Consider the following 12,296-nt stretch of genomic DNA (forward strand, 5'->3'; position numbering starts at 1 on the left):
ATCTGATAACCACACAGACCAATTGCCGCCAAGAGTTCCTTGACAGTGAGTCAGGAACTCCCTGCAGACGCCACCGTACGCACTGGAGGTCACGGACCAGCCACGTTCCGGAATCCTCTCAATACGAGTCGGTAATGACGTTGTCAAGCGACTCGCCCGCGAGGTGGCGCCCGAGCTGCGCGCGGATCAGCCGCAGCGTCCGCCGGGCCGAGGCCGGGGTGCTGCCCGCGATGTGCGGGGTGATCAGCACGCCGGGCGCGCTCCACAGGGGATGGCCGGCCGGCAGCGGTTCGGGGTCGGTGACGTCGAGCGCGGCACGCAGCCGGCCCGTCTTCACCTCGGCGAGCAGGGCCTCGGTGTCGACCACGCCGCCGCGGGCGGCGTTGACCAGGACGGCGCCGTCCTTCATCCGGGCCAGGAACGCCGCGTCCACCATCCCCGCGGTGTCGGCGGTCGCGGGCACCAGCAGCACGACGACGTCGGCCGCGGGCAGCAGCGCGGGCAGTTCGTCCAGGCCGTGCACGCCGTCGCGGGCGGTCCTGGCCACCCGGACGACGTCGACCTCGAAGCCGTCCAGCCGCCTCTCCAGCGCCGCGCCGATGGAGCCGTGGCCCACGATCAGGACGGTGGAGTCGGCCAGCACGCCGGTGCGGTGGTAGGTCCACTCGCCGTCGCGCTGGGCGTCGACGAAGCCGGGGAACTCGCGCAGCACCGCGATCATCGCGCCGACCGCCCACTCGGCGGTGCCCGCGTCGTGCACGCCGCGCGCGTTGCACAGCACCACGCCCGGCGGGATGTGCGGCCGGTACTGCTCCACGCCCGCGCTGACGGTCTGCACCAGCCGCAACGCGGACATCCTGGCCAGGGTGCCCGGCACGTCCGGCACCGTGATCAGCGGCGGGACCCACACCTCCACGTCGGCCACGTCGCCGGGCAACGCGGTGGTGCCGTCGTAAACGGTGCACTCCAGGCCGGGCAGATCGGACAAGACCTCGACGACCGCATCGGAAGGCACCCAGATCTTCATGCCGAGAACCTTACGACTCCGGGGGAAGTATGGAACACATGAGGAAGCTCTGGACGATCGCGCTACTGACCGCCCTGACCGCGTGTTCCGGCTCGACCGCGGGCGGCGAGGTGACCCCGACCGCCGCGCTCTCGCCCGGTTCGCGTCCTGGCGAGCCGAAACCGGTGGCGACCGGGCTGGCGGTGCCGTGGGGCATCGCGTTCCCCGCCGGCGGGGGCGGCGCGGCGCTGGTCACCGAGCGCGACACCGGCAGGCTGCTCAAGGTGAGCCCGTCCGGCCAGGTGAGCGAGCTGGCCAGGATCGACGGCGTGCGCCCCGACGGCGAGGGCGGCCTGATGGGCGTGGCGGTCAAGGACGCGCACGTGTTCGTCTACTACACCGCCGAGCAGGACAACAGGATCGTCAGATACCGGCTCGGCGACAACGCGATCAGCGAGCCGAAGGTGCTGGTCCAGGGCATACCCAAGGGCGGCATACACAACGGCGGGCGGCTGGCATTCGGCCCCGACGGCCACCTGTACGCCACCACCGGCGAGACCGGCGACACCCAGCTCGCCCAGCGGCGCGACTCGCTCGGCGGCAAGATCCTGCGCATGACCGCCGACGGCGCGCCCGCGCCGGGCAACCCGTTCGGCACGCTCGTCTACAGCTACGGCCACCGCAACGTGCAGGGCCTGGCCTGGGACCCGGCCGGTCGGCTGTACGCGTCGGAGTTCGGCGCCAACAGCTTCGACGAGGTCAACCTGATCAGACCGGGGGCCAACTACGGCTGGCCCGAGGTGGAGGGCAGGGGCGACGACCCGCGGTTCGTGAACCCGATCGTCACCTGGCGCACCTCCGAGGCCTCGCCATCGGGGATGGCGTACGCGAACGGCTCGCTGTGGGTCGGCGCGCTGCGCGGCGAGCGGCTGTGGCAGGTGCCGCTGAGCCAGGACGGCGCCGCGGGCGAGCCCGTCGCGCACTTCACCGACGCCTACGGCCGCCTGCGCGCGGTGGCCGCGGCCCCCGGCGGCACGCTCTGGGTGGGCACCAGCAACGAGGACGGCAGGGGCAGCCCGCGCGCCGGCGACGACAAGATCCTGTCGATCGCCCCGGCGGGCTAGCCGCAGGTCACCTGGGCGCGCGGCCGGTACTCGGTGGTCTGCTTCTTGTCGCGCTTGACCACCTGGCCGTCGTTGTAGAACACCCGGGTGACGTCGATCGTGAAGCCCTGCTGCCCGATGGTGGCCACGCAGCCGGGCGCGGTGCCGCGCTCGCTCCGGAACGGGGTGAAGTCCCGCTTGTCCGACTCCACGGCCACGATCTTGTCGTAGCGCTTGGTGCTCCACAGCGTGACGGTGACCGAGGTGCCGGTGACCGCGGTCTTGATCAGCACGCCGTGCTCGGAGTCGTTGCGCCACTTCAGGTCGCGGTCCGGGTGCAGCAGCGCGGCGTCGCGGCCGGCCGGGTAGCGGGAGTCGAAGTAGTCCATCGGGGTCCGCTCGACCTCTTCGTAGCCGCCAGCGTAGACCGCGTTGTACAGGGCCGTGGCGAACTGGGCGCCGCCGCCGCCGATGATCGGCACCATCCGGCCGCCGACGATCTGGCCCGCCTCGACGTAGCCGCCCTCGACGGTCCGCTCGCCGAGCGTGTCGTTGAGGGAGAACGTCTCGCCCGGCTTGACCAGGTGGCCGTCGATGTTCTGCGCCATGGTCTGGATGTTCTTGACGCGGGGCTGGCAGCACTCGAAGGAGGTGGTGAACTGGGCCACGCTCTCCTTGATGCCCAGGTCGCGCACCTCTGCGGTGGTGACGGCGGGCCTGGCCGCGGCGAGCGTCACCGGGATGGTGCGTCCGCCGTCGGCGGCCAGCAGCTTGATCACGTCGCGGGCCAGCCGCTTGTCGTCCACGCCGCGGCCGACGCGGGACGGGACGAGCACCGGGCTGCCGTTGACGATCTGGTAGGTGGCGTCCTGGGGCTGCTGAGCGGTGTCGACCAGGCTGTTCTCCACGCCCACCAGCGCCGACTCGGCGTCGAACTGCGGCGTCAGGCCGCCTTCGCCGTCGGGGACGTAGGTGAGGTTCGCGGCGATCGTGGCCGGGGCGAGCTGCGCCTGCTTGCCGGCGATGGTCAGCGTGATGGGCCCGGCGACCGCGCGCCTGGCCCCGGCCGCGGCGGCCGCGACCGACTCCCTGGTCGTGGTGGGCTTGGCCGGGCGCAGGGCGAGCACCACCGCGTCACGCCCGCTGAGGAACGCCTCGCTGATCTGGCGGACGGCGTCGGACCGGTCGAGCAGCACGCCGTCGGCGGGCATGCGGACCTGCGGGCGCAGGCGGTCGAAGGTGATCCGGCCCTCCACGGCGGGCTTGTCCACGCCTTCTGCCAGCCCTTCGACGGTCCTGGTGAGCTGGGCGGGGTCGATGGTGATCTTCGGCTGCAGGTTCGTGGTGCCGGTCAGGCCGCGCCACACCTCGATCGGGGTGGGGAACCCGCTGGGCGCCTGGTTGAGCGTGGCGACCACGTCGAGTTCGAGCCCGGCCTCGTCGGCCTGGATGATGTCCTTCTCGCCGCCGAGATCCACCTCGACGGGCTGGCTGAGCTTGGCGCTGAGCTCGACGCGCAGCTTCTCCGCGGCCTTGGTGACGGTCAGCCCGCCGATGTCCACGCCTGCCACGTGGGTGCCGCGTAACACGGCTCCCGACATCAGCACGGCGGGTACCGCGTAGGCCAGCACGACCAGCAGCGCCACCAGCACCAGCAGCCCGGGCAGGAGCCGGCGCTTGCGCGGCGGCTCGGGCTCGGCGATCTCGGGCCGTCCGGCCGGGCGGCCGAAGACCGGGGCGGGCGGTGGCGCGGGCTCCCGGTTGGAGTCGCTCATCGGCCAGGGCTGCGGGGGTGGTGGAACGGGCGGCAGTGCGCCGCCACCGCCCTGACCGCCCGGTGCGCTCTGGTTCGCGGGGGGCCGGGACTCCTGGTCCTGCGGGCCGAAGATGTCACGTGAGACACCCGGCGGCAGTCCTTCGATCCGCGGCTTCTTCGACTGTCCCCGCGAGGGCAATGGCACCGAGGCGAACGGGTCGGTCGGTGATTCGATCGGTCCGGCGTTCCGCACGCCTCAATCTCCTCCCGGTCCGCAGCCAAGTCTCAGGCAACAGTAAGGCACGAGGGTCCGGATATGTCACGAGAAAATGGAAACGGAAGTATGTCAACCCAGCCATCGGTAACGATGTTCGGGCCGTCCCGCGGTGCCGTACCTGGGACGTAGCTCGGCCCGGCCCGCCTCGCACAGATATTCCAGGTATCGGCGGGCGCTCACCCGCGACAGCCCGGTCAGCTCGGCCGCCTCCGCCGCCGAGAGATCGCCGCCCGCGTCGCGCAGCGCGTCGGCCACCAGCGCGCACGTGGCGGGTGACAGGCCCTTCGGCACCGGGGCGGGGGCCTTGGGCAGGCCGAAGAGCCGGTCCACGTCGTCCTGTCTGGCCTCGGGGCCGATGGCGGTGAACCGCCTGCGGGTGTCGGCGTACTGCTGCAGGCGCTCGGCCAGCGCGGTGGCGGTGAACGGCTTGATCAGGTAGTTGACCGCGCCGCCGCGCATGGCCTCCTTGACCGTGGACACGTCGCGGGCGGCGCTGATCATGAGGACGTCCACGTCGTGCAGCGCCTTGAGCACCTCCAGCCCGGACATGTCGGGCAGGTAGATGTCGAGCAGCACCAGGTCGGGACGCAGCTCGGCCGCCGCGGCGAGCGCGTCCGCGCCGTTGTGCGCCACCGCGACCACCTCGAACCCGGGCACGCGCGAGACGTAGCCGCTGTGGATGCGGGCCACCATGAAGTCGTCGTCCACGACCAGCACGCGGATCATCGGCTGCCGGCCTTCGCCTTGGCGGGGAGCAGCGCGGTGAAGACCGCCCCTCCGGCACGCGAGCCGGGGTCGCCGACGCGCACCCAGCCGCCGCGCCGCAGGCACGCCTGCCTGGTCAGGGCCAGGCCGAGCCCGCGCGGGCCCGAGTGCGCGGCCTTGGTGGTGAAGCCCTCCCTGAAGACCTCGTCCACCAGGTCGGGCGTGATCCCCGGACCGGAGTCGCACACGCGCACCCGCAGCCCGTCCTCGTCGGCCACCACCGACACCTCCACCGTGCCCTCCGCGCCGTCGAGCGCGTCGATCGCGTTGGCGACCAGGTTGCCGACGACCAGCACCGCGTCCTGCGCGTCGCCGAGCACCCCTTCGGGCACCGAGGAGTCCTCGGCGAGCACCAGCCGCGCGCCGCGCTCGGCCGCCTCTGCGGACTTGGCCAGCAGCAACGCGGCCAGCGTCGGATCCTGGACGCGTTCGCGCAGGTCGGTGGCGTACGTGCCGCGCGTGGTCCGGGTGATGAAGCCGATCGCGGCCTCGTGCTCGCCCAGTTCCAGCAGGCCGACGACGGTGTGCATGCGGTTGGCGAACTCGTGGGCCTGGGCCCGCAGCGCCTCGGTCGCGCTGCTGGTGTCGTCGAGCTCGCGGGCCAGCCTGACCAGCTCGGTACGGTCCCTGAGCGTGACCACCCAGCCGCGGTGCTGCCCGCGTACGGACACCGGGGTGCGGTTGAGCACCAGCACCCGGTCGCCGTGCAGCACCACCCGGTCCTCGCCGGGGTCGACGCCGCCGAGCACGTCACGCATGCGCTCGGAGACCGGCAGGTCGGTCAGGTTTCCGCCGACCGTCACCTCGCCCCGGCCGTCGCCGAGGCCGCCGAGCAGCTCGCGGGCGGCGTCGTTGACCAGCGTGACGCGTCCTGACAGGTCGAGCGCCAGCACGCCTTCCTTGACGCCGTGCAGCACGCCCTCGCGCTGCTCCAGCAGCGCGGCGATCTCGCGCGGCTCCAGGCCGAACGTCTGCCTGCGCACCCGCGCGGTGATCAGCGCGGCCAGCGCCAGCCCGGCCAGCAACGCGGCCATCGCGGTCCACAGCAGGCGCGGCAGCGCGTCCCAGAGCCGGTCGGTGACCGTGGTCTGCAGGATGCCGACCGAGACCAGGCCGATGACGTTGCCGTATTCGTCGCGGATCGGGGTCTTGCCGCGCACGGTGGTGCCGATCGTGCCGGTCTCGGTGCCGACCCAGCTCTCGCCGCTCCTGAGCACCGTGGTGCCGTCGGTGGACAACCGCTTGCCGATGAGCGCGGGGTTCGGGTGGGCGTACCTGATCTGGTCGGTGTTGGCGATGACGACGTAGTCGGCGCCCGTCTCGTGCTGGACGCTCATCGCCAGCGGTTGCAGCACCGTCTGCGGGCTCTCCAGCGAAAACGCGTCGCGGACCTGCGGCAGCCCGGCCACCGAGCGGGCGATCGCCAGCGCGAGCTGCTCGTGCCGCTTGTCGAGCTGGTCGCGGGTGTGCGCGGCCCACACGCTCGCCGTGCCGCCGGCCGCGAGCAGCACGATCACCATCTGGAGCACGAACAACTGCGTGCCCAGGGAGGCGTCGCGGACCCTTCTCACGGTCCACATGCTAGGCACGCCGAGGTCATGGGCAAGCCCGTGACCAATACGACCACTATGACGGCTACCACGCAAACCCTCGACTCCGCGGGGAAGTGTCCTCACCATCCAGTTTCACCAACGTGAAATCCCCCCTTTGGAGTGATCATGCGCCTGCGCATACTCGCCGCACTCGCGGCACTCTCCGTCGCGGCGCTGACCGGCTGCGGCGAGAACGGCTCGGCCGGCGGCGGCACCAGCGCCCTGCGCATCATGGCGCCCGCGGCCCCCGGCGGCGGCTGGGACACCACCTCACGCACCGCCGAGCAGGCGTTCAAGGCCGCCGACCCGCAGCGCAAGGTCGAGGTGTTCAACGTGCCCGGCGCGGGCGGCACCATCGGCCTGGCCCAGCTCGCCGGCGAGAAGGGCAACGGCAACCTGCTCATGACCATGGGACTGGTCATGGTCGGCGCGATCGAGCAGAACAAGTCGAAGGTCACGCTGGCCGAGACCACGCCGATCGCCAAGCTGACCGAGGAGTACGAGATCATCGTGGTCCCGGCGGAGTCCCCGCTCAAGTCGATCGCCGACCTGGTCGCCGCCTGGAAGGCCGACCCGGCGAAGATCTCCATCGCGGGCGGCTCGGCCGGCGGCACCGACCACATCGTGGCCGGTCTGATGGCCAAGGCCGCGGGCGTCGACCCCAAGCAGGTCAACTACATCGCGCACTCCGGCGGCGGCGAGGCGCTCAACGCGCTGCTCGGCAACAAGGTCAGCCTCGGCATCTCGGGCGTCGGCGAGTTCGCCGAGCACGTGAAGTCCGGCAAGCTGCGCGCCCTGGCGGTGACCTCCGGCCAGCGGCTGCCCAACCTGGACGCGCCCACCCTGAAGGAAGGCGGCCTGGACGTCGAGCTGGCCAACTGGCGCGGCTTCGTCGCCCCCGGCGGGCTCAGCGACACCGACAAGAAGGCGCTGACCGACCTGGTCACCAAGATGCACGACTCGCAGGCGTGGAAGGACGCGGTGGCCAAGAACGGCTGGATCGACTCGTTCCAGACCGGTCAGCAGTTCACCGACTACCTCAACACCGAGCAGACCCGGGTCAAGGCCATCATCGCCGAGATGGGGCTCGTCTCCTGATGTCCGAAGCCGAAGAGCGGAAGGGCCGCCGCTGGTGGCGGCCCGAGCTCGGGCTCGCGCTCGTCGTGCTGGCGCTGGGCGTGTTCGTCGTCGTCGGGACGCTCGACGTCGCGGCGGCGGCCTCCCAGCTCGGCCTGGGCCCGCGCTTCTTCCCCATGCTGGTGGGCGGGTCCATGATCCTGATCGGCCTGCTCTACGTGGCCGACGTGCTGCGCGGCGGCCGGGGCGACCCGGAGGAGAGCGAGGACATCGACGTCGACGCGCCCGCGGACTGGCGCAGCGTCGGCCTGGTGAGCGGCGTCTTCCTGGCCTTCGCGGCGCTGCTGAACGTGCTGGGCTGGGTCATCGGCGCGAGCCTGCTGTTCTTCGGCCTGTCCGTCGCGCTGGGCGCCGAGCACAAGGCGCGGGCGGCCGTGATCGCGGTCGTCCTGGGCGTGACCACGTATCTGGTGTTCGTGAAGGGGCTCGGCGTGACGCTTCCCGCCGGGCCCCTGGGCGGGGTGATCTGACATGTCGTCGTTCCAGCTGCTGCTCGACGGCTTCGCCGCCGCGCTCACCCCGGTCAACCTGCTGTACGCGCTGATCGGCGTCACCCTGGGCACCCTGGTCGGGGTGCTGCCCGGCATCGGCCCGGCGATGACGGTGGCGCTGCTGCTGCCGATCACCTTCACGGTGCCGCCGGCCAGCGCGTTCATCATGTTCGCCGGCATCTACTACGGCGGCATGTACGGCGGCTCGACCACCTCGATCCTGCTCAACACGCCGGGCGAGTCCTCCTCCATGATCACCGCGCTGGAGGGCAACAAGATGGCGCGGCGCGGCCGGGCCGCCCAGGCGCTGGCCACCGCGGCGATCGGCTCGTTCGTGGCCGGGACCCTGGCCACCGGCCTGCTGGTGGTGGCCGCGCCGGCGGTGGTGAGCTTCGCGATCTCGTTCGGGCCCGAGGACTACTTCGCGCTGGCGATCCTGGCCTTCACCGCAGTGTCGTCGGTGATGTCGCGCTCGGTGGTGCGCGGTCTGGCCTCGCTGGTGCTCGGACTGATGATCGGGCTGATCGGCATCGACCAGCAGACCGGCCAGGCGCGGCTCACGCTGGGCATCCCGCAACTGCTCGACGGCATCGACGTGGTGATCGTCGCGGTGGGCCTGTTCGCGTTCGGCGAGGCGCTGTACGTGGCCTCCCGGCTGCGGCACGCGGCGCCCGAGGTGGTGCCGGTCGGCCGGGCCTGGATGGGCCGCTCCGACTGGCGCCGCTCGTGGCGGCCGTGGCTGCGTGGCACCGCGCTCGGGTTCCCGTTCGGCGCGCTGCCCGGCGGCGGCGCGGAGATCCCCACGTTCCTGTCGTACGCGGCGGAGAAGAAGCTGGCCCGCGGGGTCGCCAAGGAGGAGTACGGCAAGGGCGCCATCGAAGGCGTGGCCGGGCCGGAGGCGGCCAACAACGCCTCGGCGGCCGGCACGCTGGTCCCGCTGCTGACGCTGGGCCTGCCGACCTCGGCGACGGCCGCGATCCTGCTGGCCGCCTTCCAGCAGTACGGGCTGCAGCCCGGGCCGCAGCTGTTCGACCACAACCCGGCCCTGGTCTGGGGCATGATCGCGTCGCTGTTCATCGGCAACACGATGCTGCTGGTGCTGAACCTGCCGCTGGCGCCGCTGTGGGCGCGGGTGCTGCGGATCCCGCGGCCGTACCTGTACGCCGGGATCGTGCTGTTCGCCGCCCTGGGCGTCTACGCGCTGAACGCCAGCACGGTGGACCTGTTCGTGCTCTTCCTGCTGGGTCTGCTCGGCTACTCGATGCGCCGCTTCGGCCTGCCGGTGGCGCCCGCGGTGATCGGCATGATCCTCGGCCCGATGGCCGAGGTGCAGCTGCGCCGCGCGCTGGCCATCGGCGCGGGCGACGTGACCACGCTGGTGGGCAGCCCGATCGCAGCGTCGCTGCTGGTGCTGTCGGTGCTGGCGCTGCTCACGCCGCTGGCGCGCAAGCTGCTGGCCCGCCGGAGGGAGGCAGCACGGACGGAGTGACCGTCTCACCGGCCCGCCTTCCCTGGCGGGCCGGCATTTAGTCACTGAACTTGATAGTCACTGATTCTTACTATATGGTCATGGCCATGACGAATGTGAACGGCTTTGTGGCCCCCGGTTTCGAGCAGGTCGAGCAGGAGTTCGCGGCGGTCGTCGCGGCCGAGCCCGACCCTGGCGCCCAGTTGGCCGTGCACCTGGACGGGCGGCGGGTGGTCGACCTGTGGGCGGGCGACGGCGTCAGCGGCGACTCGCTGCACGGCCTGTACTCCTCGGGCAAGGGCGCCACGCACCTGGTCGCCGCGCTGCTCGTCCAGGACGGAGTGCTCGACCTGGACCGTCCTGTGGCTCACTACTGGCCCGAGTTCGCCGCGCATGCCAAGGACCTGCTGACCGTGCGCGAGCTGCTGGCCCACCGGTCCGGACTGATCGGCGTCGACGGCGGTTTCGGCCCCGACGAGCTGGCCGACGACCGGCTCATCGCCGAGCGCCTGGTCGGCCAGCGTCCCTACTGGCGGCCCGGCAGCGCCTACGGCTACCACGCGTTCGTCATCGGCGCGCTGGTCGGCGAGGTGGTCAGGCGCGTCACCGGGCGCACCCTCCAGCAGGTCTACGACGAGCGCGTGCGCACCCCGTACGGGCTGGACTTCTACCTCGGGCTGCCCGCCGAGCTCGAACCCCGTTACGTGCCGGTGCGCCCGCTGCCGCCCGAGGAGGCCGCCATCGCCGCCGCGCAGCCCCCGGCCCCGGACAGCCTGCTCGCCGTCGCCTTCAACCTGCACGCCGACCCGCCCGCCGACCTGGTGGAGTTCGCCAACACCCGCCGGGTGCGCGCGCTCGGCCCGGCCTCCAGCGGCAGCGTGGGCAGCGCCCGCGGCCTGGCCGCCATGTACGCCGCCGCCATCAGCGAGGTGGACGGCCGCCCGCCGCTGCTCTCCCCCGCCACCCTGGCCGAGTTCACCAAGCCGCACTCCCCCGGCGTCGACCTGGTCACCGGGGAGCCCGACCACTTCCTGCTCGGTTTCGAGGCCCAGGCCATGCGCTATCCGGAGCTCGGCCCCGACGCCTTCGGGCACAGCGGCGCGGTGGGCGCGCAGTCGTTCGCCGACCCGGGCAGCGGCGTCGCCTACGGCTACACCCGCCGCCGGTTCCAGCTCGGCGGCGGGGGCGGCGCTCGCGAGAACGGCCGCCTGATCAAGGCCGTGATGTCCGCCGCCAGACGCTGAACAGCCCGGCCGGTGGGCCGGGCCGCTCAGCACTCGGGCGCGATCACTCAGGCCCGATCCCTCAGGCGCAGGCTCGATCGCTCAGGCGCCGACCAGCTGGGGCGCCGGCCCCTTGGTCTGGTCCGCTGCCCGGCCGGTGGACCTGGGCGCGATGGCCAGCCCGATCAGCGCCAGCACCAGCGCCGCCGCGAACACCGTCCAGTAGCCCGAGCCCGCCGCGGTGAACAGCGCCCCGGTGACGGCCACCGCCACCACGGAGAACACCGACTCGCCCACCTGCAGCGCCGAGCTGTTGGCCCCCTGCTCGCCCGGCGCCGACAGCTCCAGCGTCAGCACCGACAGGGTCGGGTAGACCAGCCCGATGCCGAACCCGGTGATGACCCAGGCCGGGTACACCACTCCCACCGGCACGGCCGCGAACGCCACGGTTCCGGTGGCCAGGACGCCGAGCGCGATCATGGCCGAGCCGAGCCGCAGGTTCGTCGTCCGGCTGAACACCTCGCGTCCCTGCAGCCACGAGGCCAGCGACCAGGTCAGCGCGCCACCGGTGAGCGCGAGCCCGGCGGCCAGCGGCGAGAGCCCACGCTCGTTCACCAGCATGAGTGGGATGATCACTTCAGCGGCGATGAACGCGCCGGTGGCCAGGCCGCGCAGGCCCACCACCGCCGGCAGCCCCCTGGCCGCGCGCAGGGTGCCCGCGGGCAGCAGCCTCGGCAGCGCCACCGCCAGCACGAGCAGCCCGGCCAGCAGCAGGAGCGGACGTCCGTCGCTGCCGTACTGCATCAGACCGGCGCCGACCGCGGTGACCGCCGCCCAGCCGAGCTTGCGGCCGAAGCCGGGCTCGGGCCCGCTCTGCCCGCCGCGCACCGGCTGCCCGGCCAGGCCGCGCAGCAGCACCAGCCCGCTCAGCGCGGTCAGGATCGGCACCAGCAGGAACACCCAGCGCCAGCCCAGCGTGTCCACGATGAGCCCGACGATCGCCGGCCCGACCATGGACGGCACCACCCACGCCGTCGCGAACAAGGAAAAGATCTTGGGGTGCAGCTCCTCGGGATACACCCGGGCCACCACCACGTACAACGCCACGTTGACCAGCGCCCCGCCGAACCCCTGGACGAGCCGTCCGGCGATCAGCATCTCCATGCTCGGCGCCAGCCCCGCCAGGGTCAGCCCGGCCACGAACCCGGCCACGCCGGTCCACAACGGCGCCCACGGCCCGCGCACGTCGGCCCATCGCCCGCCCAGGACGGTGCCGACCACGGCGGCGGCCATCGCCCCGCTGAAGGCCAGCCCGTACAGTTCGAGCCCGCCCAGTTTCTCCGCCACGACCGGCATGGCGATCGCGACTGCCATGTACTCGAAGGCCACCAGCGACACCATCGCCACCAGGCCCACTGTCAAAGCTCTTCTCGTCATGGCCGCGACGCTATGACGGCGGCGCGCCCCGCACCTCCAGC

General features: G+C 72.3%; 10 protein-coding genes. 5 read left to right on the forward strand and 5 right to left on the reverse strand.

What is annotated here, in order from left to right; genetic code table 11:
- Nucleotides 1-118: 118 nt before the first annotated feature.
- A complete protein-coding gene (locus HII36_RS16820) occupies nt 119-1,027 on the reverse strand; it encodes a 2-hydroxyacid dehydrogenase (protein ID WP_173524132.1) in 909 nt (302 codons plus the stop codon).
- Nucleotides 1,028-1,065: 38 nt separating this feature from the next.
- On the opposite strand from HII36_RS16820, the gene HII36_RS16825 reads away from it, so the two are divergent.
- Nucleotides 1,066-2,130 carry a PQQ-dependent sugar dehydrogenase gene (locus HII36_RS16825; protein ID WP_173524133.1) on the forward strand — a complete coding sequence of 355 codons (1,065 nt, stop codon included), beginning with the start codon at nt 1,066-1,068 and terminating at the stop codon, nt 2,128-2,130.
- Here the strand turns inward: HII36_RS16825 and HII36_RS16830 are convergent.
- From HII36_RS16830 to HII36_RS16840, 3 genes are all read right to left on the reverse strand, one after another.
- On the reverse strand, nt 2,127-3,884 hold the full coding sequence (locus tag HII36_RS16830; protein WP_173524134.1) for a VanW family protein: 1,758 nt from the start codon (nt 3,882-3,884) through the stop codon (nt 2,127-2,129). The genes HII36_RS16825 and HII36_RS16830 overlap by 4 nt on opposite strands.
- Before the next feature lie 327 nt (nt 3,885-4,211).
- Entirely contained in the window at nt 4,212-4,868 is a 657-nt protein-coding gene (locus tag HII36_RS16835; RefSeq protein WP_173524135.1) for a response regulator, read from the reverse strand.
- Entirely contained in the window at nt 4,865-6,487 is a 1,623-nt protein-coding gene (locus tag HII36_RS16840) for an ATP-binding protein (RefSeq protein ID WP_173524136.1), read from the reverse strand. The genes HII36_RS16835 and HII36_RS16840 overlap by 4 nt, the downstream gene beginning before the upstream one ends.
- Before the next feature lie 138 nt (nt 6,488-6,625).
- Between HII36_RS16840 and HII36_RS16845 the strand changes: the two genes are divergently transcribed.
- The 4 genes from HII36_RS16845 to HII36_RS16860 all read left to right on the forward strand — a co-directional run bounded on the left by HII36_RS16845 (nt 6,626) and on the right by HII36_RS16860 (nt 10,839).
- Nucleotides 6,626-7,597 carry a Bug family tripartite tricarboxylate transporter substrate binding protein gene (locus HII36_RS16845; protein ID WP_173524137.1) on the forward strand — a complete coding sequence of 324 codons (972 nt, stop codon included), beginning with the start codon at nt 6,626-6,628 and terminating at the stop codon, nt 7,595-7,597.
- Nucleotides 7,597-8,106, forward strand: a complete 510-nt coding sequence (locus HII36_RS16850) for a tripartite tricarboxylate transporter TctB family protein (protein ID WP_173524138.1) — start codon at nt 7,597-7,599, stop codon at nt 8,104-8,106. Before HII36_RS16845 ends, HII36_RS16850 begins: the two co-directional genes overlap by 1 nt.
- A 1-nt stretch (nt 8,107) precedes the next feature.
- Nucleotides 8,108-9,616, forward strand: a complete 1,509-nt coding sequence (locus HII36_RS16855; RefSeq protein WP_173524139.1) for a tripartite tricarboxylate transporter permease — start codon at nt 8,108-8,110, stop codon at nt 9,614-9,616.
- Between the two features lie 86 nt (nt 9,617-9,702).
- Entirely contained in the window at nt 9,703-10,839 is a 1,137-nt protein-coding gene (locus HII36_RS16860) for a serine hydrolase domain-containing protein (protein ID WP_173524140.1), read from the forward strand.
- An 81-nt stretch (nt 10,840-10,920) separates the two neighbouring features.
- On the opposite strand, the gene HII36_RS16865 is transcribed toward HII36_RS16860, so the two are convergent.
- Nucleotides 10,921-12,255, reverse strand: coding sequence for an MFS transporter (locus HII36_RS16865; protein ID WP_236003573.1), 1,335 nt, complete (start codon nt 12,253-12,255; stop codon nt 10,921-10,923).
- Nucleotides 12,256-12,296 lie beyond the last annotated feature (41 nt).

This window comes from Nonomuraea antri (genome assembly GCF_013283785.1).
GTDB lineage: Bacteria > Actinomycetota > Actinomycetes > Streptosporangiales > Streptosporangiaceae > Nonomuraea > Nonomuraea antri.